At 63.7% G+C, this 23,360-nt stretch carries 21 protein-coding genes and 1 pseudogene; 12 read left to right on the forward strand and 10 right to left on the reverse strand.

What is annotated here, in order from left to right; translation table 11 throughout:
• Nucleotides 1–39 precede the first annotated feature (39 nt).
• The 3 genes from scpA to fic all read right to left on the reverse strand — a co-directional run bounded on the left by scpA (nt 40) and on the right by fic (nt 4,847).
• Nucleotides 40–2,157 carry a methylmalonyl-CoA mutase gene (gene scpA / locus QFZ88_RS22430; protein WP_024925254.1) on the reverse strand — a complete coding sequence of 706 codons (2,118 nt, stop codon included), beginning with the start codon at nt 2,155–2,157 and terminating at the stop codon, nt 40–42.
• Nucleotides 2,154–3,596: a methylmalonyl-CoA mutase subunit beta gene (locus QFZ88_RS22435; protein ID WP_024925255.1), complete on the reverse strand. Its 1,443-nt coding sequence runs from the start codon at nt 3,594–3,596 to the stop codon at nt 2,154–2,156. Before QFZ88_RS22435 ends, scpA begins: the two co-directional genes overlap by 4 nt.
• Before the next feature lie 153 nt (nt 3,597–3,749).
• The gene (gene fic / locus QFZ88_RS22440) at nt 3,750–4,847 is read right to left on the reverse strand and encodes a protein adenylyltransferase Fic (RefSeq protein WP_024925256.1); all 1,098 of its coding nucleotides are present in this window, start codon (nt 4,845–4,847) and stop codon (nt 3,750–3,752) included.
• A gap of 366 nt (nt 4,848–5,213) precedes the next feature.
• Here fic and QFZ88_RS22445 point away from each other — a divergent pair, with 366 nt between their 5' ends.
• Nucleotides 5,214–6,731, forward strand: coding sequence for a helicase HerA-like C-terminal domain-containing protein (locus QFZ88_RS22445; RefSeq protein WP_024925516.1), 1,518 nt, complete (start codon nt 5,214–5,216; stop codon nt 6,729–6,731).
• 95 nt (nt 6,732–6,826) lie between these two features.
• On the opposite strand, the gene QFZ88_RS22450 is transcribed toward QFZ88_RS22445, so the two are convergent.
• Entirely contained in the window at nt 6,827–7,933 is a 1,107-nt protein-coding gene (locus tag QFZ88_RS22450; protein WP_024925515.1) for an agmatine deiminase family protein, read from the reverse strand.
• A 173-nt stretch (nt 7,934–8,106) separates the two neighbouring features.
• Nucleotides 8,107–8,934, reverse strand: coding sequence for a L,D-transpeptidase (locus tag QFZ88_RS22455; protein ID WP_024925514.1), 828 nt, complete (start codon nt 8,932–8,934; stop codon nt 8,107–8,109).
• A 405-nt stretch (nt 8,935–9,339) separates the two neighbouring features.
• On the opposite strand from QFZ88_RS22455, the gene QFZ88_RS22460 reads away from it, so the two are divergent.
• From QFZ88_RS22460 to QFZ88_RS22475, 4 genes are all read left to right on the forward strand, one after another.
• Nucleotides 9,340–10,218 carry a branched-chain amino acid aminotransferase gene (locus QFZ88_RS22460; protein WP_024925513.1) on the forward strand — a complete coding sequence of 293 codons (879 nt, stop codon included), beginning with the start codon at nt 9,340–9,342 and terminating at the stop codon, nt 10,216–10,218.
• Between the two features lie 335 nt (nt 10,219–10,553).
• Complete coding sequence (locus tag QFZ88_RS22465; RefSeq protein ID WP_024925512.1) at nt 10,554–11,150, forward strand: superoxide dismutase; 597 nt, start codon at nt 10,554–10,556, stop codon at nt 11,148–11,150.
• Nucleotides 11,151–11,369: 219 nt separating this feature from the next.
• Nucleotides 11,370–11,807, forward strand: a complete 438-nt coding sequence (locus QFZ88_RS22470) for a c-type cytochrome (protein ID WP_024925511.1) — start codon at nt 11,370–11,372, stop codon at nt 11,805–11,807.
• Nucleotides 11,808–11,820: 13 nt separating this feature from the next.
• Nucleotides 11,821–12,753 (forward strand): cytochrome c, encoded by a 933-nt coding sequence (locus QFZ88_RS22475; protein ID WP_036254888.1) that lies wholly within the window; start codon nt 11,821–11,823, stop codon nt 12,751–12,753.
• A gap of 115 nt (nt 12,754–12,868) precedes the next feature.
• Here QFZ88_RS22475 and QFZ88_RS22480 read toward each other — a convergent pair whose 3' ends face one another.
• Entirely contained in the window at nt 12,869–14,974 is a 2,106-nt protein-coding gene (locus tag QFZ88_RS22480; protein ID WP_024925510.1) for a S9 family peptidase, read from the reverse strand.
• Nucleotides 14,975–15,395: 421 nt separating this feature from the next.
• Between QFZ88_RS22480 and QFZ88_RS22485 the strand changes: the two genes are divergently transcribed.
• Nucleotides 15,396–15,821 (forward strand): MucR family transcriptional regulator, encoded by a 426-nt coding sequence (locus QFZ88_RS22485; RefSeq protein ID WP_024925509.1) that lies wholly within the window; start codon nt 15,396–15,398, stop codon nt 15,819–15,821.
• Nucleotides 15,822–15,969: 148 nt separating this feature from the next.
• Here QFZ88_RS22485 and QFZ88_RS22490 read toward each other — a convergent pair.
• Nucleotides 15,970–16,236 (reverse strand): annotated as a pseudogene (locus tag QFZ88_RS22490) (cytoplasmic protein); the annotation flags it as partial.
• 221 nt (nt 16,237–16,457) lie between these two features.
• On the opposite strand from QFZ88_RS22490, the gene QFZ88_RS22495 reads away from it, so the two are divergent.
• Both QFZ88_RS22495 and QFZ88_RS22500 read left to right on the forward strand, forming a co-directional pair.
• Complete coding sequence (locus QFZ88_RS22495; protein ID WP_024925507.1) at nt 16,458–16,865, forward strand: helix-turn-helix domain-containing protein; 408 nt, start codon at nt 16,458–16,460, stop codon at nt 16,863–16,865.
• A gap of 55 nt (nt 16,866–16,920) precedes the next feature.
• Nucleotides 16,921–17,661 carry a DUF6456 domain-containing protein gene (locus QFZ88_RS22500; protein ID WP_244431229.1) on the forward strand — a complete coding sequence of 247 codons (741 nt, stop codon included), beginning with the start codon at nt 16,921–16,923 and terminating at the stop codon, nt 17,659–17,661.
• Nucleotides 17,662–17,686: 25 nt separating this feature from the next.
• Here the strand turns inward: QFZ88_RS22500 and QFZ88_RS22505 are convergent, their stop codons facing one another.
• Together QFZ88_RS22505 and QFZ88_RS22510 are read right to left on the reverse strand one after the other, a co-directional pair.
• Nucleotides 17,687–18,115 carry a SufE family protein gene (locus QFZ88_RS22505; RefSeq protein WP_024925505.1) on the reverse strand — a complete coding sequence of 143 codons (429 nt, stop codon included), beginning with the start codon at nt 18,113–18,115 and terminating at the stop codon, nt 17,687–17,689.
• A gap of 146 nt (nt 18,116–18,261) precedes the next feature.
• Nucleotides 18,262–18,624, reverse strand: a complete 363-nt coding sequence (locus tag QFZ88_RS22510; RefSeq protein ID WP_024925504.1) for a DUF5330 domain-containing protein — start codon at nt 18,622–18,624, stop codon at nt 18,262–18,264.
• A 304-nt stretch (nt 18,625–18,928) separates the two neighbouring features.
• Between QFZ88_RS22510 and QFZ88_RS22515 the strand changes: the two genes are divergently transcribed.
• The 4 genes from QFZ88_RS22515 to QFZ88_RS22530 all read left to right on the forward strand — a co-directional run bounded on the left by QFZ88_RS22515 (nt 18,929) and on the right by QFZ88_RS22530 (nt 22,118).
• Nucleotides 18,929–19,075, forward strand: coding sequence for a hypothetical protein (locus QFZ88_RS22515; RefSeq protein ID WP_161773083.1), 147 nt, complete (start codon nt 18,929–18,931; stop codon nt 19,073–19,075).
• A 73-nt stretch (nt 19,076–19,148) separates the two neighbouring features.
• Entirely contained in the window at nt 19,149–20,867 is a 1,719-nt protein-coding gene (locus tag QFZ88_RS22520; protein WP_024925503.1) for a sensor histidine kinase, read from the forward strand.
• Nucleotides 20,842–21,645, forward strand: coding sequence for a peptidoglycan-binding protein (locus QFZ88_RS22525; protein WP_024925502.1), 804 nt, complete (start codon nt 20,842–20,844; stop codon nt 21,643–21,645). Before QFZ88_RS22520 ends, QFZ88_RS22525 begins: the two co-directional genes overlap by 26 nt.
• 125 nt (nt 21,646–21,770) lie before the next feature.
• Nucleotides 21,771–22,118 carry a DUF1491 family protein gene (locus tag QFZ88_RS22530; protein WP_024925501.1) on the forward strand — a complete coding sequence of 116 codons (348 nt, stop codon included), beginning with the start codon at nt 21,771–21,773 and terminating at the stop codon, nt 22,116–22,118.
• Here QFZ88_RS22530 and QFZ88_RS22535 read toward each other — a convergent pair.
• Nucleotides 22,105–23,085 carry a DUF2336 domain-containing protein gene (locus QFZ88_RS22535; RefSeq protein ID WP_024925500.1) on the reverse strand — a complete coding sequence of 327 codons (981 nt, stop codon included), beginning with the start codon at nt 23,083–23,085 and terminating at the stop codon, nt 22,105–22,107. The two genes, QFZ88_RS22530 and QFZ88_RS22535, sit on opposite strands and share 14 nt — an antisense overlap.
• Nucleotides 23,086–23,360: the final 275 nt, after the last annotated feature.

Here is a 23,360-nt window from a genome sequence, read left to right on the forward strand (position 1 = left end):
GCAGCCGGTCGAGCGTCAGCAGCGGTACCAATTCCGACTTTATCCCAGCAGCCTGTCCACCAGCCGTTCGGCCGCTTGTGGGATCACTGTGCCTGGCGGGAAGATCTCGGCCGCACCCGCCTTCAACACGGCGTCGAAATCTTGTGGCGGAATGACGCCGCCGGCGACGATCAGCATGTCCTCGCGGCCGAGCTTCTTCAGTACGGCCTTCAGTTCCGGGATGAGCGTCAGATGGCCAGCGGCGAGCGAGGAGACGCCGACGATGTGGACGTCGTTCTCCACCGCCAGCTTGCCGATCTCGTCTGGCGTCTGGAACATCGCGCCCACCGTCACGTCGAAGCCGAGATCGGCGAAGGCGGTGCCGATCACCTTCTGGCCGCGGTCGTGGCCGTCCTGGCCGAGTTTGGCCACGAGAATGCGTGGCTTCGCCCCATTCTTCTTTTCGAAGACAGCGATCTTGTCCTGCAGCCGGTCGACTTCGGGATTGTCGCCGAGCGCGGCGCGGTAGACACCCGAGATCATCAGAACCGAGGCGACATGGCGGCCGAACGCCTTTTCCAGCGCCAGCGAGATCTCGCCGACGGTAGCCTTGGCCCGTGCCGCCCGGATGGCGAATTCCAGCAGATTGCCGTCGCCCTGCGCGGCTTTCGTCAGCGCATCCAGCGCGCTCTCGACGGCGGCGACTTCGCGCGTGCCCTTGAGCCGCTGCAGCTTGGACAATTGCCTGGCCCGAACTTCGGCATTGTCGATTTTCAGGACATCGACTTCGATGTCGCGCTCGGGCTGGAAGGCGTTGACGCCGACCAGCACCTGCTCGCCTGAATCGATACGTGCCTGTGTGCGGGCGGCGGCTTCCTCGATGCGCAGCTTCGGAATGCCCTTTTCGAGTGCGGCCGCCATGCCGCCGAGCTTCTCGACTTCCTCGATATGGGCGCGGGCGCGCGCGGCCAGTTCATGCGTGAGCCGCTCGACATAGGCCGAGCCGCCCCAGGGGTCGATGATGCGGGTGGTGCCGCTTTCCTTCTGCAGGACGATCTGCGTGTTGCGGGCAATGCGCGCCGAATGGTCGGTCGGCAGTGCCAGCGCCTCGTCGAACGAGTTGGTGTGTAGCGACTGGGTGTGGCCTTGCGTGGCGGCCATCGCCTCTATCATCGTGCGCACGATGTTGTTGTAGGGGTCCTGCGCCGTCAGCGACCAACCGGACGTCTGGCTGTGAGTGCGCAGCGACAGCGAGCGCGGATCCTTCGGCGCGAAATTCTTCTCGATGAGTTCGGCCCAGAGCAGGCGCGCGGCGCGGAGTTTCGCGACCTCCATGAAAAAGTTCATGCCGATCGCCCAGAAGAAGGAGAGCCGCGGCGCGAACTTGTCGATGTCGAGGCCGGTGGCGACGCCGGCGCGCACATATTCGATGCCGTCGGCGATGGTGTAGGCGAGCTCCAGGTCGGCCGTCGCCCCTGCCTCCTGCATGTGATAGCCGGAGATCGAGATCGAGTTGAACTTCGGCATGTTCTTGGATGTGTAGGAAAAGATATCCGACACGATCCGCATCGAGGGTTTCGGCGGATAGATATAGGTGTTGCGCACCATGAACTCTTTCAGAATGTCGTTCTGAATGGTCCCAGTGAGATCCTTCTGCGCCACGCCCTGTTCTTCGGCGGCGACGATGTAGAGCGCCAGGATCGGCAACACCGCGCCGTTCATGGTCATGGAGACGGTCATCTCGCCGAGCGGGATGCCGTCGAAGAGCTGGTGCATGTCGAGAATGGAATCTATCGCCACGCCCGCCATGCCGACATCGCCGGCCACGCGCGGATGGTCGCTGTCATAGCCGCGATGGGTGGCAAGGTCGAAGGCGATCGACAGGCCCTTCTGGCCGCCGGCGAGGTTGCGCCGGTAGAAGGCGTTGGATTCTTCTGCCGTGGAGAAGCCGGCATATTGCCGGATCGTCCAAGGCTGCTGGACATACATGGTCGGGTAGGGGCCGCGCAGATACGGCGCGAGACCCGGCCAGGTGTCGAGATTGCCGACGCCCTCCAGATCGGCCTGGCCGTACTGGCGCTTGACCGCGATGCCTTCCGGCGTTTCCCAGATGCCGTCGACCGTGGCGGATGGCATGCGCGGCGCCGTCCACGCCATGCTGCTGAAATCTGGGATCAAACCATGCCTCCGACCGACGCGTCGTCGCGGACCGGCGGCAGCGGTTCGCAGAAGACCGTACCGTCGCTGGGCGCGATGCGCGGCGTCGCCTCCAGCGTCTCCACCGGCCGTTCGGTCTTCACCGGATGCAGCGTGGTGCCGACTATGGCGCGCTCGCCGCTGCGATAGGCCTCGGCGCGTGCCTTGCGCGCTTCGCCGATGCGGCTCTGGATGTGGCCGTCCTTCAGGCTCTGAAGAACGCCGCCTTCCTTTTCGATCTGCCTGAATTCCTTCCAGGCCGCTTCGCACAGGCTGTCGGTCAGCGCCTCGATGCCGCCCGAGCCGAAGGCCGGATCGCCGACATGGCCGAGATGGCTCTCTCGGGCGATGACAAGCTGGGTGTTGCGGGCGACGCGGCGGGCGAAGGCGGCCGGCAGGCCGTGCGCGATGGTGTGCGGCAGGATCGCGATGGAATCGGTGCCGCCCACGGCAGCCGCGAAACAGGCGATGGTGGAGCGCAGGATATTGGTTTCGGGGTCGGCGGCCGTCACCATCCTGTAGGAGGTCTCGGCGTGCACGCTGGCCGGCGTCGGCTGAATCGAGCTTGCCTCCAGAACGCGCATCCACAGCCTGCGCAGCGCCCGGATCTTGGCGATGGACAGGAACTGATCCTGGTTGACGGCCAATGCGAAGCCGATATGCGGCGCGGCATAGATCAGCGCCTGGCGTGCTTCCTCGAACAGGCGCAGGTAAGACACGGCCGAAGCCAGCATGATGCCGAGTTCCTGCGCCTCGGTGGCGCCGGAATTGTGGAACACGCGCCCATCGGCCTCGAGCAGCACGCCCGGCACGTCCATGGCGAAGAAATGCGCCAGCGACTGCGGCATCGAGGCCTGCAGCGCCTCGATCGACATGCGCAGCCGCCCGGTGCCGGCAAAGATCGCGGCCGGGTCGATGCCGAAGGAAAGGTTCAGCCTCGCCGGATCGACACGCCGCTTGGCGAGAAAGGCGGTCAGCCAGTCGGCCATGGCGCGGCTGGCCGGATGCACGTCGACGCGCAGATAGGTCTGGTCGAGCGGCACGCCTTCCAGCACACGGTCGATCGTGTCGGGCGCATAGGGCAGGCCATAGCCGAATGAATTCGGCGCGCCTTCGAACACAAGCGAAAGGCCGGTCGCGCCCTGGGCGATGTCTTCGGCCACCTGCGCGCGGGCACGCTCGACATCCGGGTCGTCGACGCGCTGCGAAACGATCCAGGGCTTCAGCGGGTTGGCGCGCAGGCTGTGCTCATGCCCGCTGGCGCGCTCGTAGAGCGGATTGATGCGAATGCCGTCATCGCTGTGCGAAACCAGCTTTTCCTCGAAGGAAGCGCCGGCCAATGCCTTCTCGGCCAGCGCCAGCCAGCGCTGCCGCTGCGGACTGTCGGGTTCGCTCGGTTCGTCGATGGCTTTGCTGCCCATCATCCATCCTCGTCTGCCGGCCGCACCAGCCATTGCAAATCACTCTAAGGTCCATTGCCGCGCATCGCAATGCAGCAACATGGCAAGTGTGGTGTGTCAGGTTTGAAGTGCAGGTGTTTGAAGGAGCTACGCGGCCGTCCGATTGCCATCTGATCAGGCAGTTGACTGACCACGATCCGACAACAGCGCCAACAAGGCAGGGTTTATATAAAGGTTTTCCCGCCCGGCCTTTGCCTCGTGCAGAAACCCTTCCGACGTCAACGCCTTGAGATAGACCGCGGCTGTCTGGCGTTTGGCCACGCCGGAGTCAACCAGATCGCTAATCCGGCAATAGGGGTTCACGAAGATCAACTCGGCCAGTTCGCGGGAATAAATCTTCGGCAGGTTCTGCCGCATCCGGTCGGCCGTCTGCTCCAGCAGATCGCGGATGGCGCCTATCCTTGCGGTGGTCCATTGGGCTGTCGTCCTGATCGCCTCCAGCATGAACAACACCCACTGCGTCCACGAACCGCTGGTCGTAACCTCCAGCAAATATCTGTAGTAGGTCGCCTTGTTCTGGATTATGTGCCGGCTGAGATAGAGCACGGGAATATCCAGCAGTTTCTTGTCCACCAGATAGAGCAGATTCAGTACGCGCCCCGTCCTGCCGTTGCCATCAGCGAAGGGGTGGATGGCCTCGAACTGATAGTGCATCACCGCGAGACGGATTAGCGGGTCCGTTTCCTCGACCTCGTGGATATAACGCTCCCAGTTTGCGAGCTTTGAGCGTAGAAGGTCGGCTCCTTCCGGAGGTGTATAGATCACGGCGCCGGTCGCGTCATTCACCAATGCGGTGCCGGGCGTATTGCGGATATCGAGATCGACGCCCTTGATTGTGCGGCATACCTCGACGGCGATGGCTGTCGAGAGCGGACGTTGATTCAGCATCCCGAAACCGCGATGCAGCGCCGTGCGATAGCGCAGCGCCTCTCTGGTCGCAGGATCGGCTTGCCCCTGCGCGTCGTTGGCGAAACGAAACAACCGGTCACTGGTGGTGACGATGTTCTCGATCTCGGAACTGGCCTGGGCTTCAAGCAAGGGGATCGAGTTGATCAGCACCGCTTGATTGGGGATGAGTTGCCCCGAGACCCTCAACTCTGCCAAGGCGGCACGTGCCTCGATACAGGCTTTCAGCACTGCTTTGGTTTCGATGTCTTGCGCCGGTGGCAGGGGCGGAAGATCGTTGAAAGGCTGGTCCGGGCGGAAGCTCATGGTGATAATCTGCCGTTTGATCGACATGAAGGGCAGATATGTCGATGTCTTCGACACATGAGGTTATTGTGTCGATTTTTTCTGACTTTATCGACATGTTATCTGATCTACAAGAGCATTGACAGATAATCGGCGCGAATGAATGCCAGATTTTGGACCGTTGCAGCCCTCGCCGCCATTCCGGCATGGATTCCCGACACTCTCCGGTCGCTTCGCTCCCTCACGAGGTCGGGAATGACGACAATCCGAGAGCTACCCCGCCACGCTCCTCGAACTTCGCACCTTTGATTTTGACGACTGCGTTACTATACCTGCGGCGGAACGGGTTTGTGACGATGCGCACAGCGGCTTTGCGGAGACGAGACAATGGCTGACGAGACGAGCATTTTCCTGGGCGCCAGCCGCAAGCCGGATGACAGCTACCAGAAACCGGAACAGCTCTTGCTGCGTTATGGCAACCGCCACGGCCTGGTCACCGGCGCCACCGGCACCGGCAAGACGGTGACGCTGCAGATCATGGCCGAAGGTTTTTCGAACGCTGGCGTGCCGGTGTTCTGCGCCGACATCAAGGGCGACCTTTCCGGCATCGCGGCCATCGGCGAGGCCAAGGATTTCCTGGTCAAGCGCGCCAAGGATGTGAAGCTCGATCCGTACCAGTTCCAGGAATTTCCGGTCATCTTCTGGGACCTGTTCGGCGAACAAGGCCATCCGATCCGCGCCACCGTCTCGGAAATGGGGCCGCTGCTTCTGTCGCGGTTGATGAACCTCACCGAGGCGCAGGAAGGCGTCATGAACATCGCCTTCCGCATCGCCGACGAGGAAGGCCTGCTCCTGCTCGACATGAAGGATTTGCAGGCGCTGCTCGCCAACATCGCCGAGCGCGCCGCCGAGATATCGGCCCGCTTCGGCAATGTCACCAAACTGTCGGTCGGCGCCATCCAGCGCTCGTTGCTCATCCTCGAACAGCAGGGCGGCGCCAATTTCTTCGGCGAACCGGCGCTCAGGATCGCCGACATCATGCGCACCACCCGCGACGGCCGCGGCGCCGTCAACGTGCTGGCGGCCGACAAGCTGATGGCCAATCCGCGCCTCTATGCCACCTTCCTGCTTTGGCTGATGTCGGAGTTGTTCGAACAGCTTCCCGAGATCGGCGATCCCGACAAGCCGAAATTGGTGTTCTTCTTCGACGAGGCGCATCTTCTGTTCGACGACGCACCGAAGGCACTGGTCGACCGCGTCGAGCAGGTGGTGCGGCTGATCCGCTCGAAAGGCGTCGGCGTCTATTTCGTCACCCAGAACCCGCTCGACGTGCCGGAAACGGTGCTCGCCCAACTCGGCAACCGCGTGCAGCATGCGCTGCGCGCCTATACGCCGCGCGAGCAGAAGGCGGTGAGGACGGCGGCCGAAACCTTCCGTCCCAATCCCGAATTCGACTGCGCCACCGCCATCACCCAACTCGGCACCGGCGAGGCGCTGGTTTCGACGCTGGAGGAGAAGGGCGTGCCGTCGATGGTCCAGCGCACGCTGATCCGCCCGCCATCCTCCAGGCTCGGCCCGATCACTGCGGAGGAGCGCCGCAAGCTGATCACCGAGAGCCCGGTGGCCGGCCAGTATGACGAGACGATCGACCGCGAATCCGCCTTCGAGGTCCTCCAGAAGAAGGCCGCCGAGGCGCAGGCCCCGCAAAGCGGCGGTTCGGGCTGGACCTTGCCGGACTTCGGCGGCGGCGGCCGCCAGCAGCCTGGACAACGCGCGCCGGCGCCAAGGCCGTCGAACCGGCAGACCGTCACCGAGGCGGCGATCAAGTCCGTCGTGCGTTCGGTTGGCTCCTCGCTCGGCCGGGCGATCGTGCGCGGAATCTTGGGCAGCCTTACGCGGCGGTGATCCGCATCGCTGTTTGGCGCTTAAAGGGTAGTCCCTGACAGTCCGGTTTTGCGCGTGATCCTTTGCGAAAATCGACGCCGATTTTCAGGCGCACACTAAACCGGTTGCTGTTGGGTCGTGCAATGAATGCCGCCGCCGCCGGCGGCGATGCCGTCGATGTTCAGCTGAATGATTTCTCGCTTCGGGAACAGGTCCGATAGGGTGTCGTGGGTCGTCCTGTCGGCGTCCTTGTCGCCGAATTCGGGCGCGATCACCGCGCCGTTGCAGGCATAGAAATTGATGTAGCCGGCGGCGAACTCGCGGTTCTCATAGTCCTCCCGCACGCTTGTCGGGCCGGGCAGGGTGACGACGCGCAGGCGCCTTCCCTTGGAGTCGGTCGCCTGTCCCAATATCTCCAGATGCCGTTTCGTGACGGCATGGTCGAAGGAGGCGGGATCGGTATCCAACCCCGCCACGACGACACCGGGACCGGCGAAGCGCGCGTAGAAATCGGTGTGGCCGTCGGTGATGTCCTTGCCGGCTATACCGGGCAGCCAGACGATCTTCTCAAGCCCGAGCAGCCGGAACAATTCCTTCTCGCAGGCGGCTTTGGTGAGATCCGGGTTGCGGTTCGGATTGAGCACGCAGCTTTCGGTAATGATGGCCGTGCCTTCGCCGTCCACCTCGATGCCGCCGCCTTCCAGCACCAGATCCGTTTCCAGGAACCGGGCGCTGGCCTGGCCGGCGACGAACGCGGCCACCTTGGCATCGCGCGAATGGCTTTGCTTGTCGCCCCAGCCATTGAAGTTGAAGCCCGCGCCGCCAAGTTGACCGGACTGGTCCTTTACGAAGACCGGGCCGGTATCGCGCATCCACAGATCGTCGATCGGCTGGACGACGAGCTCGATCGAAGGACCGCACAGGCGCTGTGCCAGGTCGTACTCGTCTTCCCGCACCAACATCTTCACCGGCTCATAGGCCGCGATGGCCTTGGCGATACGGGCGAGGTTTTCGCGTACAACCGGCAGCAGCTGCTTGCCCCAGATCCGGGTGCTCGGCACGAACGCCATCCATGTGGCGGCGTGCGGCTCGCCCTCTTCAGGCATGTGCCATTGCCGGGCTGCGTCTTCCGCGCGGGCGGCGACGCCGGTCATGCTTGCTCCAAGGATGCCGCCGCCCGCGGCCAGCAGACCCTTTGCCAAAAATGCTCTGCGTGTCGGCATGGCGATCTCCCGAGACAGGCTGCATCCGCGCACGTTACGGACAACGGATATCCGTATTCCCGACCTGCTTCAACGCGCGCGGCGGGTTGGAGCACGGCGCGTCGGCCGAGCGTCAAACGAAAACGGCCGCTGTCCGAGCAGGGCAGCGGCCGTTTCGCGATATCGAACGGTGTTTAGAACCAGGAGCGGCCGGCGGGGCCGAGCAACTGCGAGCCAGCGGGGACGCCGCTGTCGATCGGGATACCCTGCTCCTGGTCGTAGGAATTGGCGACCAGCGGCTGTCCGGCGCGTTCGGTGACGATCACCTTGGCGCCGTTCTTGACCCGATCAAAGAGATCGATGACGTCCTGGTTGATCAGGCGCACGCAGCCGGACGAGACCGACTTTCCGATGGAGCTCCATTCCGGCGAACCGTGCAGGCGGTAGAGCGTGTCCTCGCCATTCTGGAACAGATAGAGCGCGCGGGCGCCGAGCGGGTTCTTGAGGCCGGGCGGCATGCCGCCATTGTCGGCGCTGAACTTGCGCAGTTCCGGCTGGCGCTTGATCATGTCTTCGGGCGGCGTCCACTTGGGCCACTTGCGCTTCCACTGCATGACGGCGGTGCCCGACCATGCGAAGCCGGCGCGGCCGAGGCCAACACCATAGCGCAGCGCGCGACCACCCGGCAGCACGACATAGAGGAAATGCGTCGAGGTCTCGACAACGACCGTGCCCGGCTTCTCGCCGGTCGGGTCCGGAACGACCTGGCGCAGGAACTGCTGGTCGATCTTGCGGTAGGGGATCGCGGGGATCTCGTAATTCTCGTCGACCACCGGGCCATACATGACGGCGTAGTCGGGCAGGATCGGATCGGCGGGCGGCGGCGGGGGAGGCGGTGCTACCACCGGCGGCGGCTCCTGGCTGACGGTGGTACAGGCGGCCAGCGCCATCGAGGCGGCGCCGACCAATGCGGTGTTCAGGAACCCCCGGCGGGTCATGGGGATGGTGGGCGTCTTGAGCATAATGGCCTTGGATTAGTTCGATATGTCGAAGAAAGCGTGAATGGGCGTTGGCCCGCTTGACGGTCGTGCCGTTGTGATGGGGGCGATAGGCGTTTCTGATTCCGGCGGCAAGGTGGACAAAAAGAGGCGAGGGGGTGACGGTCCGGCTAGTGTTGCCGATCGGCAACGCCATTTTCATGGCTTTCGCCGGGCGCGGCCTCCTTTCAAGCTGGCTCCGGTCGCGCAAAGCCTTGTTTGACATGGTTTTCTTTATGATTTTCGCGCCAGCCGATCACATCTGCGTGACGGGGTTGCGGATACGGAGCGGTCGCCGCTGGCCTCACCAATTCCGGCCGATGCCGGTTGACGGCACCATCGCCTCGCGCCCAATCTTGCCAGCCTCATCGGCAGCAACGGGATCCGACCATGACTTTGGCGAGCGCCGCACTTTCAACCACCTGGACCTTTGTCGACGGCGACTGGCATGAGGGCAATGTCGCGCTAGTCGGGCCGCGCAGCCACGTGTTCTGGCTGGGCTCGTCGGTATTCGACGGGGCGCGCTGGTTCGAGGGCGTCGCCCCGGACCTTGACCGCCATGCCGCCCGCGTCAACGCCTCGGCTGTCGCACTCGGCCTGGAGCCGACCATGACGCCGGAAGCGATCATCGGCCTGACCTGGGAAGGGCTGAAGAAATTCGACGGCAAGACCGCCGTCTATATCCGCCCAATGTACTGGGCCGAGCATGGCGGCTATATGGGCGTGCCGGCCGATCCCGCCTCGACCCGCTTCTGCCTGTGCCTCTACGAGGCGCCGATGATGCCGCCGGCCGGATTTTCGATCACCGTGTCGCCATTCAGGCGGCCATCGATCGAAACCATGCCCACCAATGCCAAGGCCGGTTGCCTCTATCCGAACAATGGCCGCGCCATTCTGGAAGCCAAGGCGCGCGGTTTCGACAATGCGCTGGTACTCGACATGCTGGGCAACGTCGCCGAAACCGGCTCGTCCAACGTGTTCATGGTCAAGGACGGGCACATCTACACGCCCGCCGCCAACGGCACCTTCCTGTCTGGCATTACCCGGGCGCGCACGGTCAAGCTGTTGGCTGATTACGGCTTCCGCACCACCGAAAAGACGCTGACGGTGCGCGATTTCCGCGAGGCCGACGAGATTTTCTCGACCGGCAACCATTCGAAAGTGGTGCCGATCACCCGCATCGAGGATCGCGACCTGCAGCCTGGTCCGGTCGCCAAGAAGGCGCGCGAGCTCTATTGGGAATGGGCGCATTCGACGCCCGCCGGTTAGCAGCCTGTGGACGGTTAGGCCTCCATAAGATGCGACCGGCCACCCTTACCTACGTCATTCCCGGGGGCGCTTAGTGGAACCCGGAATGACCGCTTGCGAGTTCGATCTCGAACTGCCCACACGGCCTGGCGACCGCTTGAAAATTAATTTTCCAAGTGTTCCCTTAGTATATTTTTTCGGGTAAACCCGGTTCCATGGCGAAAACGGCCTGCCACTTTCCGGTGCGATGCTTTAGAAGGAACCGCACACCAGTTTCATGGGTTGTCGCGAGACAGTTCCACCATATGTCTGTCCGGTGAGAGATTGCCGGAAATTGCCAACGAAGGAGTACGACCATGGCTTTTGAACTGCCCGCCTTGCCTTACGATTACGAGGCGCTTCAGCCCTTCATGTCGAAGGAAACGCTGGAGTACCACCACGACAAGCATCACAAGGCCTATGTCGACAACGGCAACAAGCTGGCCGCAGAGGCCGGCATGGAAAACCTGTCGCTGGAAGAGGTGGTGAAGCAGTCGTTCGGCAAGAATGCCGGCCTCTTCAACAACGCCGCCCAGCACTACAACCACGTCCATTTCTGGAAGTGGATGAAGAAGGGCGGCGGCGGCAACAAGCTGCCGGGCGCGCTGCAGAAGGCGGTCGACAGCGATCTCGGCGGCTATGACAAGTTCAAGGCTGACTTGATCGCCGCTGGCACCACCCAGTTCGGCTCGGGCTGGGCCTGGGTCTCGGTCAAGGACGGCAAGCTCGCCATCTCCAAGACCCCGAACGGCGAGAACCCGCTGGTTCACGGCGCTACCCCGATCCTCGGCGTCGACGTGTGGGAGCACTCCTATTACATCGACTATCGCAACGCGCGCCCGAAATATCTCGAGGCTTTCGTCGACAGCCTGATCAACTGGGATTACGTGCTGGAACTCTACGAAAAGGCGTGAAGACCGCTCTTTCGGTCCACTGAATTTGATCTGGAGGAGCCCCGCTTTTGCGGGGCTTTTTCTTTGGCCCAGCGGCCCGGGCTTGGCCGTCCTGCCGATCTCGCGACCATTCAACTGAGGTTCAAAGGCGCGTGAGTGGATATTCCGGAATTTTTGGGCCACCTTGGCCGTTGTCCCAGGCATACGAATGTCTCGATCGTCAACCAAGGAACTCACCGAATGAGAAAGCTTGTCCTCGCCGTCTCGATGCTTGCCTTCGCGGGCTCGGCCGCCTTCGCTGATCCGATCGCCGACCGTCAGGCCCTGATGAAGGAGCGCGGCAAGCTCGTGGGCGGCCTTGCCAAAGTGGTCAAGGGTGATGCCGCTTTCGACGCGGCCGCCGTGCTCGACCAGCTCAAGGCCCTGGAAGCGAATGCGCAGAAATTCGATGTCGCGACGATGTTCCCGGCCGGCAGCGACAAGGGCGAAACCGAAGCCGCTCCGAAGATCTGGGAAGACCCGAGCGGCTTCAAGGCCGCTGGGGATAAATATCTGGCCAATGTGAAGGAAGCCGTGGCTGCCGCGCCCGACAGCGTCGACGCGCTGAAGACCAGCTTTGGCGCGGTGACCGCCAATTGCGGCGGCTGTCACCAGCCCTATCGCCTGAAGAAGAGCTGACGGGACGCGCCCGGTGTGGGGCAGGATAGTCGGCGCCGGCGTGGCGCTGGCCGGCATTGTCGCCGGAGCCGGATGGATTTTGTCCGCGCCGGTCGGGCTGGATGCAGCCACCGTTGCCGGGCTCGGGGCGGGCGATGCGGTGCGCGGCAAACGCATCTTCAACGCCGGCGGCTGCACATCCTGCCACGCGCGGCCCAAGGCTGAAGGCGACGCCCGGCTGGAACTGGTGGGTGGGGTCGAACTGAAGACCGGGTTTGGCACCTTCGTTGCGCCTAACATCTCGCAGGACAGACAAGACGGCATCGGCGCCTGGTCATTGGAGGACTTCGCCAACGCCATGATGCGCGGCGTCTCGCCTTCCGGCGAACATCTCTATCCGGCCTTTCCCTATACTTCCTATGCCCGCATGAAGCCGTCGGATGTGGCCGATCTCTACGCCTATCTGAAGACGCTGCCAGCGGTTCCCGGAAAGGCGGCGGCGCATTCACTGTCTTTCCCCTTCACCATTCGTCGCGGCATCGGCCTTTGGAAACGGCTCTATCTAGACAGCAACCCGGTTGTGGCGCTCGCCGCCGACGCACCCGCCGCGGTCGTCGCCGGACGCTATCTGGTTGAAGGGCCCGGCCATTGCGGCGAATGCCACACACCGCGCGATGTCTCTGGCGGACCCGACAAGACACAATGGCTGGCCGGCGCGGTCGCCGCCGAAGGTGGCGGCATCGTGCCGAACATCACGCCTGGCAAGGGCAGCTTCGCCGGCTGGTCGGCCGCCGACATCGCCAACTATCTGGAGACCGGCTTCACGCCGGAGTTCGATTCCGTCGGCGGTTCGATGGCCGACGTGCAGAAGAACATGGCGCAACTGACGACCGAAGATCGCGCCGCGATCGCCGCCTATCTGAAGGCGATACCGCCGCACGCCAATGGCTATCCGGCGCGGAAGTAGCGAAGGCCGTCGGCAATCGGCAGTCGGGAAGAAAACCCGTCGCAGTGTCGGCTGCGACAGGCGAGACGGCGAATTCCACGTCAACAATCTCTTCCGACTGCCGACTGCCGACAGCTCAGGCTTCCATCTTCCCCGTCACCTTGAGAGCAAAAGCATAGGTGAAGGCGATCTCCTCCAGCCTGGAGAAGCGCCCGGACGCACCGGCATGGCCGGATTCCATGTTGATCTTGAACAGGACCGGGCTGTCGCTTCGTTTCATTTCGCGCAGCCGCGCCACCCATTTCGCCGGCTCCCAATAGGTGACACGCGGGTCGGTCAGCCCGGCCAGCGCCAGGATTGGTGGATAATCGAGCGCGCCGACATTGTCGTAGGGCGAATAGGCCGCGATGGTGCGGTAGTCGTCCGCCGAGGCGATCGGGTTGCCCCATTCGGGCCATTCTGGCGGTGTCAGCGGCAGGGTCGCGTCCAGCATGCTCGTCAGCACATCGACAAAAGGCACTTCGGCGACGATACCGCCGAATGCGTCGGGCGCCATGTTGGCGATGGCGCCCATCAGCATGCCGCCGGCCGAACCGCCCTGCGCCACGATGCGGTCATGGGCGGTGTAGCCTTCGGCCACCAGATGCCGGGCGGTCGCGATGAAATCCGTGAAGGTGTTCATCTTCGTCGCGCGTTTGCCGTCCTCGTACCAGGCGTAGCCCTTGTCCTTGCCACCGCGGATATGGGCGATCGCATAGACGAAGCCGCGGTCGACCAAGGAGAGGCAGTTGGTGTTGAAGGATGCCGGTATGGCGATGCCGTAGGAACCGTATCCGTAGAGCAGGCAGGGCGCCGATCCGTCGATGGGCGTGTCGCGGTGGTGGATCAGCGAAATCGGCACCAATTCGCCATCGTGAGCGGGGGCCATCAGCCGTCGGGTGACATAGTGGCTGGCATCGTGGCCGGACGGCACTTCCTGCGTCTTCAACAATGTGCGCTGGCGCGTGCGCATGTCGTAGTCGAACAGCTGCGACGGCGTCGTCATCGACGAATAGGAGAACCGCATGATTTCGGTGTCGTATTCGTAGGACCCCGACAGGCCAAGCGAGAAGGCCTCCTCGTCGAAGGAGATCAGATGTTCCTCGCCGCTCGCCCGCTCGCGCACGACGATGCGCGGCAGGCCGTCCTTGCGCTCCAGGCGTACCATGAAGTCCTTGAAGCCGATGACCGAGAGGATGAGGCGTCCCGGCTCGTGCGGCACCAGCTCGCGCCAGTTGGCGCGCACAGGGTCGTGTGCCGGCGCGGTCATGATCTTGAAGTCCTTGGCGCCGTCGGCATTGGTCAGGATGAAGAAGACATCGCCGCCTTCCTCGAGGTCGTATTGCAGCCCGATTTCGCGTGCCGCCACCAGCTTCGGCTCGGCAAGCGGCTCGCCGGCGCGCAGCAGCCTGTATTCGGAGGTCTCGTGATCGTTGATGCCGATCATGATCCATTCGTTGCTGCGCGTTCCGCCAACATTCATGAAGAAACCTGGATCTTGTTCTTCGTAGACAAGAAGATCTTCTTGCGAATTGGCGCCGATCGCATGGTAGAAAGTCTTGGATGGGCGATGATTGGCATCGAGCCTGGTGTAGAAGAACCCGCTGTTGTCGGCCGCCCACACGCCGCCGCCGCCAGTATCCTCGATGCGGTCGGCAAGATCGTTTCCGTCGGCAAGATCTCGCACGTATAGCGTGTAGAATTCGGAGCCCTTGTCGTCGAAGGCCCACAACAGCCTTTTGTGGTCGGAAGAGTGGTCGACGCCGCCCAGGCGGAAGTAGGCCTTGCCTTCGGCTTCGAGGTCGCCGTCGAGCAGGATCTGCTGTTCGCTGCCGTCGCGCGGCGTGCGGAAATAGCGCGGCTGTTCGCCGCCGAGCTTGAAGGAGGAGCCGTAGGCGAAGGGGCCGTCCTTCATCGGCACGGAGGAATCGTCCTCCTTGATGCGGCCCTTCATCTCGCCGAACAGAGCTTTCTGCAGGTCGGCGGTGTCGGTCATCAAGGCCGCCTGGTAGGCATTCTCGGCCTCCAGATGCTTGCGGATCGTCGGATCGAGCACGGAGGAATTCTTGAATACTTCCTGCCAGTTGTCGGCCCGCAGCCAGGCATAGTTGTCGACCCGGGTCACGCCGTGGTGGGTGTCGGAATGGGGTCGCTTTTCCGGGCGCGGTGCAGTGGCCTGGGGAAAAATTGCAGGTCGGGTCATCCAAATCTCGCTGTGCAGAATCCGAGTTGCGACTGAACACGGCGAGGCGGCGGCATTCAAGAGGCGCCCGCTTCTTTACGCGGCGGACGGCGGTCGAGGGAGGCGCTGCTCAGTAGTTGACGTTGGGGAAGGTTGGGAAACGCTCGCCGGCGGCCCGGATGTAGTTCAAGATGTTCTCCAGAGCCGCGGTTCGATTAGGCCAAGCGATAACGCAGAAGTTGTACGGAGTACGGAAAAATATCCACCCGTCAAAGAATATTTTCTTGAGCAGTATTAATATAGTTGAAGAATGAATTGACTTACTTGTCTATCAAGTCCATTAAAGCCCCGTGACACGACTCGCGGGCAACAGCCTGTGCAGAAGCGTGCAGCGCCCTCTCCAGAATGGGCAAGACTTAACTCTCGTTGGGACCCGAACGCTATGGATATTGTCGAAACGCCTCCAAAAAACAGCGATATGCTGATCGAGTTGACCGCAGACGTGGTTGCCGCATACGTCAGCAACAATCCTGTTCCGGTGGGTGAGCTTCCGAATCTGATCGCCGATGTTCACGCTGCCCTTGGCCGCGTGGGTGGAACGGTGGAACAGCCGCCTGCCGACAAGCAGAAGCCGGCTGTCAATCCGAAGCGCTCGGTTCATGACGAATACATCGTCTGCCTCGAGGACGGGAAGAAGTTCAAGTCGCTCAAGCGCCATTTGATGACCCATTACGGGCTGACCCCCGACCAGTACCGCGAAAAGTGGGGCTTGGACGCCAACTATCCGATGGTCGCCCCGAACTATGCCGCCGCGCGCTCGCAGCTGGCCAAGAAGATGGGCCTCGGCCGCAAGCCGAAGGGCCGGTAGTTCCAGGCTTTTCACGGGTTCACGGCTTCGCCAAGGAGTTGTTGCCCGCGTGATCGAACGGCGCCTTCGGGCGCCGTTTCATTTTTCGGGCATGGCTGCGCGCCCGGTTTCCGACATGGCCGCCATCCTCGCTTTGCGCCGGCGCTTCGCCGCGCAGCCGGTCCAGTGCCTGTTTCAGCGCGATATGACGGTTGAGATCGTAGCTCCAGTGGCGGCGCATGCCCTTTAGCCGCTCGCGTTCGATGACCCGCTCAAGCCTTTGCATCAATTTGGCTTTCGTCTCGGGCGGCGCGGTAAACGCGGCCGCCAGATCGATGCCGCATAACAGGCTCGTCGCCGCGAGCTGGCGTGCCTCGTTTGCCTGCGCTGTTTTCCTGGCACCGAAACTTTTCGCTTCTTCCTCGAACCGCTTCATCCGTCCTGCCTCGCTGTTGCTGTGACGGTGAGATCATCTCCGCTACGCGGGGCGTGGGGAGAAAGGACAAGCGCGCTTCGGGACGGTGAAAATTATTCGCAAGTCATTTCAAGACTTTGCGCGCTATTTGCCAGATTCAATGTTCTTGATTTGTTCACATGTACGGCGTATCCGGCTACAAAGGAACTTATTCCTATAACGGGAGGGGTTTCGTGCAATTGATGACCGTCCTAGCCGATGAACCGGGCGAACCTGCCACCAGCGGGCTCGTATTTTCGGAAGGGTCTCACCCACATGCGAAGCGACGCGACGAGATCGTGTTCGAACTTTGCGAAGGGCTGATCGACATGACCGCGGCGCTGTTTTCGGTGTCGAGCAGGGAACTGCGCAAGGCGCAGCGCACGTCGGCGCCGGTGACGCGGGTCCGGCAGATCGCCATGTATGTCGCGCATGTCGTGCTGCAGTTCACCCAGGGCGAGATCGGCCGCGCCTTCGGCCGCGACCGCACGACGGTGGTTCATGCCTGCCACCTCATCGAGGACATGCGCGACGACGCCGAATTCGACCATCTCGTGCTGGTGGTCGAACGGATTGCCTATGCCGCCTTCCGCGACCGGCTGGGGCGCTGAGATGGAGGCGTGCGCGACTGTGGTTTCAAGCGAAAGAAGGCTGCTGCATTTTCTGATGCCGGGCCCGGCCTCGCTGCGGCCGGCCTCGGTCGCGGGCCGGCTGCTTGTCGAGGCTTCGGGGCGGGGTGCGATCGCGGTGGAGGAGCATGTGCTTGCCACGCTCGCTTCCGGCGGCGTGATCAAACGCGAAGGGTTCAGCCTGGCATTGACGGCCAGCGGCGCTGCGCTGGCGCAGCGCCTGTCCGCGCCTGCCGACGCATTTGGCGGGCGACAACGCGAACTTGGCGTGGTGACCGCCGATACCGGCACCTGTCCGGTTTCGGTCATGGCCAATCTGTCGGAATCGCCGCTGGCGCAACTGGTGCGGCGCAAGACCAAGGACGGCAAGCCGTTTCTGAGCCCACCGGAATTCGAGGCGGGCGAAAGGCTGCGCGCCGACTATACGCGCGGCCAGATCATGCCGAGGCTGGGCGCCAACTGGGAGGCATCGGTCTCGTCGGGCCGGCGCGCCGACGGCCTCGCCGACCTGACCGACGCCGCGCTCGCCGCGCGCCATCGCGTCGAGGCCGCGCTGGCGGCGGTCGGCCCGGAACTGTCCGGCGTTCTGGTCGATGTCTGCTGTTTCCTGAAGGGGCTCGAACGGGTCGAAAGCGAACGCGGCTGGCCGCTGCGCTCGGCCAAGATCGTGCTCAAGACCGGCCTGGCAGTACTGGCGCGGCACTACCGCCCGCCGGCGCGTGGACCAAGGCAACCCCTGCATTGGGGCGCGCAGGATTATCGCCCGCGCATCGCGTGACGGTAGATAGTCTTTCGCGAAACGCTCAGGCGGTCTGCTTCAGCGCCGCTTCGGCATCGTGCTTGATGCGCTTGACCATGGAGCGCAGGCCGTTGGCGCGCTGCGGCGACAGATGTTCGTCCAGCCCCAGCGCTTTCAGCGTGGCTTCCGCGTCGGTCTTCAGGATATCGCTGGAAGTGTGGCCGGAAAACAGCGCCAGCATGATCGCCACCAGCCCACGCACGATATGCGCGTCAGAATCGCCCTGGAACGTCAGCACCGGATCGCCGCCGCTGCCCTGTTCGGTGGTCAGCCACACCTGGCTGACGCAGCCGGGCACCTTGTTCTGGGGTATGCGGGCGGTATCGGGGAATTCCGGCAGCGCTTCGCCCAGCTCGATCACATAGCGATAACGGTCTTCCCACTCGTCGAGCAGGGAGAAGTCGTCGCGTATGGCTTCGATGGTGGCGCTCATGCAGGCGATATAGTCACGCCGGCCGCTACAGTCACGGAAAAAGAAAACCGCAGGCGCCGAGAGGGAGGCGGCCTGCGGGTGATGCCGAAGATCGGCAAGGGGATTTTCGCGACAAAAGTGGGATCGGGGCCTGGCGCCCCGGCCGATCAGTTGTTCGGATCGGGGCGGGCGGACGGCGTCGGGATGACGCTGCCGGTGATGGTCGTGGTGTCCGACGGGCCGGCCGGCGCGGCCTCGGCCTGCTTGGCCGGCTGGTCGTCCAGCATGTCGGCGGCGATCTTGGCGGTTTCCTTGGCGCGTACCGAGATGGTGTGCACCGCGGCCTTGCCGGTTTCGCAGACGTCGGGCTTGCGTTCGCACATGCCGGCAATGTCGCCGACCGCGTCGCGCGCCGCCAGCAGCGCCTGGATGGGGTTTACGCTCTGGCCCTGTTCGTCGGAGCCGACGCTGAACGGCAGCACGAGCAGCACGAGCGAGAACCAGAAAGCGGCTCTGAGCAGAAAGAACATGACACGACCCTCTCGTTGTGACCGGACCGGGCATCGTTGTGCCGCAGTCTCGTTTGTTGAGGATGATCCTGACACAGCCGCGCAAAGGACGGCTTGCGGTCCATGCGAGAATTTGCCTCAAATTTTAGACAATCTGGAAAGGCCCGATTTTCGATTTAGACAAGGCTAAAATGCGGCCTTTTTCGTTAGGGCTGCGGTAACCATCTAAGATGCTGTGTTTATTCGTCTTTTCCGGCACTGCTCCGATAGCGTCCGAAATGGCCGGAAAAGTCCTGAAGGCGGTCCGGCTAACCCGGTGTTTACCATGACCGCAATCGGCTGGGCATGGATGCCGGGGGATACCGATATTCGCACCGTGATCGGCCTAGTTCGGCCCGGTTTTATTCATTCCTTAAAGGCTGGATGCGAGTTTCAGATCAACAAAAGCGATCTGCAAAGCAGACCAGTGTGAGTGCGTTGCGTTGAATTCGATAGCGACCCGATACGTTGATTTGCCCGACGCCGTGGCCGCAGGCTGCGAGCGGTTGGTGCATGCTGGCGTTACCGATCAGGCCGCCCGCCGCAGCCAGCGCCGTTTCATCGGCCTGATGCTGGCGGCACCTTTCCTGTTCGCCAGCGCCGCCGTTGTCCTGGTCACCGCCAGGCTGGGTGCCGATGTCACCGTTGCCACCATTTTCGCGATCTTCGGTCTGTCCTGGTTCACCGCACTGCTGGTGGCTGCCACGGGCCGCCTGATGCCGGCCGCTGGCGTGGCACTTGGCGCCGGCGCCGTCGGCCTTGCCGGCCTGGTCGCCGCCGGTGGCGGTCTCGCGTCGCCGCTGGTCATCCTGGCGCTGGCCCTGTCGGCCGAGGCTTTCTGGATTGGCAATTCGCGCCGCGCCGCGGGCATTGGCCTCGCGGCTGCGCTCGCCGCGCTCGTTCTGCAATTCGCCCTGGCGCCGTTGCTGCCGGTGGAAGCACCGACCGCCTGGCACTGGCTGTTCCCGGTCGCCTGGGGCCTGACCTGGCTGCCGCGCGTTCGCGGTCTCGGACGGTCGCTCGCCGATGACGACGCGACGCCGGAGGCAACGCGCCTGGAAGACATTATCGACGCCGTGGTGCTGCGTTTGGCGCAGAACGGCGAGGTGCTGGAAGCGTCGGCGCAGTCGCGCGGGCTGTTGAAGCTCGCGCCTGAACTCCTGTCCGGCAACGGGTTGTTCGACCGCATCCATCTGGCCGACCGCGTCGCCTACCTGTCGTCGCTGGCCGACATGCGCGAGGGCGCTGCGCTGCGCAGCGTCGAGATGCGCGTGCGCCTCCCCAGGGGCGAGGCGGGCGATGGCGCCTCCAACCACCAGCCGTTCCGGCTCGACCTGATGCGCGCCGGCGATGGTTTCGTCGCGCTGCTGCGCTCGAACGAAGAGATGCAGGACCTGAAGCATGCGCTGGCCGGCGCGCGTGAATCGGCGGCTGGCGCCGATGTCGCCAAAGGCAGGTTCCTGGCCGCCGTCAGCCACGAGTTGCGTACGCCGCTCAACGCCATCATCGGCTTCTCGGACATGCTGCTGAACGAGATATTCGGCGGCTTCAAGGACCCGCGCCAGAAGGAATATGTCGAGCTGGTGCGCGATTCCGGCCACCATCTGCTCGCCGTCGTCACTTCGATCCTCGACGTGTCGCGCATCGAATCGGGCGCCTATTCGGCGCAGCCGGAGCCGTTCCGCTTCGTCGACGCCGTCGAGATGTGCCAGTCGATGATGCACATGCAGGCCGAGGCCAAGAACATCCGGCTGACCACGCAGATCGCCGCCGATTCGGGCGAGATCAACGCCGACCGCCGCGCCGTGCAGCAGATCCTCATCAACCTGACCTCGAACGCCGTCAAGTTCACGCCGGACGGCGGCGCGGTCTCGATCGGTTCGCGCCGCATCGGTTCGCGCCTGCATTTCTGGGTGAGCGATACCGGCATCGGCATAGCCGAGGCGGATCTGTGCAATCTCGGCAAGCCGTTCATGCAGATCCAGAACGACTATACACGCCGCTTCGAAGGCACCGGCCTCGGCCTGTCGCTGGTCAAGGGCCTCGTCAGCCTGCACGAAGGCACGATGTCGGTCGAAAGCGCGCCGGGCGAGGGCACCAAGGTGACCATCAGCCTGCCGGTGGATGGTCCGAAGGGGAATGCCCCCAAGTCGACCGTGCTGCCGTTGACCCAGCCAAGGAACGAAAAGGAGGCCGGCCTTGGCTCGCTCCGCAAAACAGCCTAGGAAAGGCGCCCGCAACAAGCGCCCCGGCATGCTGCAGACCGGCACCGCGGCGCTGGGCGAGATGATCGCCAACAACCCTGTCCTGGTCGGTGGCTCGACCGCCTTCCTGGTGACGCTATTCTACGTCTCGGCCAACGCTCTGTGGTATCAGCCGGGCCTGCACACCGGCGCCTTCTTTGCCACGCGCAGCTTCCAGCAATTCCCGGTACCGGCCGTGCCGGAGCCGGAGACCACCATCAACATTGAGCGACCCGACCCGAATGCGGCGGCAGTCCCCGCCACTTCGCAGCAGGCAGTCGCCAAGAGCGATCCGGTCGTGCAGCGGGTGCAGGGCGTGCTGAAGGAGATCGGCTATTACGACGGTACCGTCGACGGCCTGACCGGGCCGGCGACGCGCAAGGCGATCGAGACCTATCGCCAGAAGATGGGCCTCTCTGTTTCCGGCGCCATCGACGGAGCGTTGCTCGACCATCTCGGCATTGCCACCACCGCCTCGGTGGTGCCGCAACCGGCGCCGCGCAGCGACACCACAGGCACGGTCCCGAAACCGGCGCCGGCCAATGCCATGACGGATCAGCAGAAGACCGACGCCCGCCTCGTCAAGATCCAGGCGGGCCTGCGCGCCTTCGGCAATAACGACATCAAGATGGACGGCGTCATCGGCGCCCGCACCAAATCCGCCATTCGCGAGTTCCAGTCGCTGTTCGGACTGCCCGAAACCGGCGAGCCGGACGAAGTGGTCTATGCCAAGATGCGCGAGATCGGCCTGACCAACTGAGGTCGGGTTCTCCGCCCGCGGGCAAAACGGCGACGGACCATGCGCTGGACACAAGCGCACGCCCTGCTACAGCAATCACCTATGAAAAAGCATTTCCCGCAATCCGCTTCTCGCGGAGCCCGCCCATGCGTGTGACCACCGACCTGTGGGTGTCGGCGCTGGTGCGCCGGGCCTTTTCGTCGAGCGGCTTCGCGGCGATCCTCCAGCGCGGCGCCACCGAGGCGGGCGCCGTCTTCGTGCTGACGCGCGATCGCTTCGGCGAGGTGACACTCTACGGCCCGGCGCCGCAGACCAGTTATGACAACGCGCGGCCCGACGAGCGCCTGTTCGGCAAACTCGAGACGACGCTGGACGAGGAGGTCGTCATCAAAAGGCTGGAGCGGGAGAAGAAGTTCGACCCCGACATCTGGGTGGTCGAGATCGAGCCGGGTTCGGAACCGGTGGAAGAACTGATCGCGATCAGGACGCCTTGAACGCCGGCTTGCCCTGCTGCGTTGCCGCCGGCGTGTCGGAATTGGCGGTTGTCTCGCGCGCGTCGCGCAGGCCCGGCGACAGCGCCTCGGCCTGCCACTGCGCCAGCTGGCCGCGCGCCACGTCCAACGGCAGCAACCTGTAGCGGTCGAGGAACAGGCGGATCGACTGCGGATGCGGAAACTGGCCGGGAAAGACCGCCACGGCGATCAGGAAGGCGTGGTCGTCGCCGAGTTCGAGTGTGCGCAGTGCGGTGAGCAGCCGCGAATAGTCGTCCGCCGCCGCGATCGAATGCGCCGTGGCGAAGTCGATCCGCAACGCGTCGGCGAGCGCGGTCTTGAAGAAGGCGGCGTTGCCGCTCAGCGCCATGTCGCGCAGCTTCCGGTAGGGATTGGTGTCGGCTCTGGCCGGAGCGGTGGTGGCGGTGTTGTTAGGGTCGGCCATCACCGCGCGCAGGCGCTGGCGCACCGCCTCGGCCGCCTGGCCAGGCATGGGCTTGGCCGGTCCAGGCGCCTCAGTTGCGGTATCGCGCATCTCGCGCGACCGGCCCTGTGCTGGCCGTTCCAGTGCGCGGATCAGATGCGAAATCGCGGGGTTGAGGTCCTTGCGGCGGGCGATGGCGCGCGCATGGGGCAAGCCATGACGGCCGATCAGGGCGATGAGGTCAACATCCGTCAACGCCCGCGAGCGGATCAGGAGCGGCGCCGCGATATCGACCTTGGCGTCGGCAAGCCTGAGCACCAATTGGCGCGGCGCGTATTCGGTTTCCGAAAGGGCGGCTGCGCCGAAGCGCAGCGCCTCATTGGGCGTATCGTCGAACAATGGCAGGGCAAGGTCTTCCAACTGCGCTATCTCGCGGCGCGACGGGCGCGGCAGCGAGCAGAACGCCGAAATGGCGGCCCGGAAAAGCCGCTCGGCCTTTCCCGTTTCCATCCGCACCGCGATATGCCGGAAGTCAGAAGATGACACGAGTTACGCCTGTACAAACACACGGCGCTCCGATCCCGACGCGGACAACAGTCCGGCCGAGGGCGCGCGAACAAGCATCAAATTAGCCGCGATCCGTTAGCGCTCCGTTAACCCTCTAGGCGCCTAATCAACCCTGTAGGCGTTGCGTTTGTGCTCTGGGTCGAACCGAGAGGAATGCGCGAACCATGGGACAGGTACTGTCTTTCCAGCCGCGGAACGCGGCACCAAACAGACTTCCGCGAAGCGTTGATACGGCCGCGTCCGTCATCATCTTT

The organism is Mesorhizobium sp. YL-MeA3-2017 (assembly GCF_030814575.1).
Taxonomy (GTDB): Bacteria; Pseudomonadota; Alphaproteobacteria; order Rhizobiales; family Rhizobiaceae; genus Mesorhizobium; species Mesorhizobium terrae.

Bases quoted from the DNA above. Each gene is read 5' to 3' on its own strand.
- QFZ88_RS22435 (WP_024925255.1), bottom strand. From the start codon at position 3,596: ATGGGCAGCAAAGCCATCGACGAACCGAGCGAACCCGACAGTCCGCAG.
- fic (WP_024925256.1), bottom strand. From the start codon at position 4,847: ATGAGCTTCCGCCCGGACCAGCCTTTCAACGATCTTCCGCCCCTGCCA.
- QFZ88_RS22445 (WP_024925516.1), top strand. From the start codon at position 5,214: ATGGCTGACGAGACGAGCATTTTCCTGGGCGCCAGCCGCAAGCCGGAT.
- QFZ88_RS22450 (WP_024925515.1), bottom strand. From the start codon at position 7,933: ATGCCGACACGCAGAGCATTTTTGGCAAAGGGTCTGCTGGCCGCGGGC.
- QFZ88_RS22455 (WP_024925514.1), bottom strand. From the start codon at position 8,934: ATGCTCAAGACGCCCACCATCCCCATGACCCGCCGGGGGTTCCTGAAC.
- QFZ88_RS22460 (WP_024925513.1), top strand. From the start codon at position 9,340: ATGACTTTGGCGAGCGCCGCACTTTCAACCACCTGGACCTTTGTCGAC.
- QFZ88_RS22465 (WP_024925512.1), top strand. From the start codon at position 10,554: ATGGCTTTTGAACTGCCCGCCTTGCCTTACGATTACGAGGCGCTTCAG.
- QFZ88_RS22470 (WP_024925511.1), top strand. From the start codon at position 11,370: ATGAGAAAGCTTGTCCTCGCCGTCTCGATGCTTGCCTTCGCGGGCTCG.
- QFZ88_RS22480 (WP_024925510.1), bottom strand. From the start codon at position 14,974: ATGACCCGACCTGCAATTTTTCCCCAGGCCACTGCACCGCGCCCGGAA.
- QFZ88_RS22485 (WP_024925509.1), top strand. From the start codon at position 15,396: ATGGATATTGTCGAAACGCCTCCAAAAAACAGCGATATGCTGATCGAG.
- QFZ88_RS22495 (WP_024925507.1), top strand. From the start codon at position 16,458: ATGACCGTCCTAGCCGATGAACCGGGCGAACCTGCCACCAGCGGGCTC.
- QFZ88_RS22500 (WP_244431229.1), top strand. From the start codon at position 16,921: ATGCCGGGCCCGGCCTCGCTGCGGCCGGCCTCGGTCGCGGGCCGGCTG.
- QFZ88_RS22505 (WP_024925505.1), bottom strand. From the start codon at position 18,115: ATGAGCGCCACCATCGAAGCCATACGCGACGACTTCTCCCTGCTCGAC.
- QFZ88_RS22510 (WP_024925504.1), bottom strand. From the start codon at position 18,624: ATGTTCTTTCTGCTCAGAGCCGCTTTCTGGTTCTCGCTCGTGCTGCTC.
- QFZ88_RS22515 (WP_161773083.1), top strand. From the start codon at position 18,929: ATGACCGCAATCGGCTGGGCATGGATGCCGGGGGATACCGATATTCGC.
- QFZ88_RS22530 (WP_024925501.1), top strand. From the start codon at position 21,771: ATGCGTGTGACCACCGACCTGTGGGTGTCGGCGCTGGTGCGCCGGGCC.